At 51.5% G+C, this 233-nt stretch carries 1 pseudogene; it reads left to right on the forward strand.

Annotated features, from left to right (window positions below):
* Positions 1-233: pseudogene (locus tag ACVC43_RS02275) on the forward strand (hypothetical protein); the annotation flags it as partial.

A 233-nucleotide genomic window follows, 5' to 3' on the forward strand; every position in this document is an offset into this window, starting at 1 on the left:
CGCAGAAGACGATGATGTAGCTGGTTTACCAACCAATACACCAGCCACAGTAGATGTAACCGCAGACAATGGAAACGGAGCCGATTCAGATCCAGATGGCGCAATCGATCCAGCAACCGTATCGTTTACCGATCCGGCCGCAACCGATACGGATGGCGATGGCGATAACGATGAGTTAGTAGTACCAGGCGAAGGTACCTGGACAGTAGATGAAACTGGCGAGGTAACCTTCA

The sequence above is a fragment of the Lacinutrix chionoecetis genome (assembly GCF_053604665.1).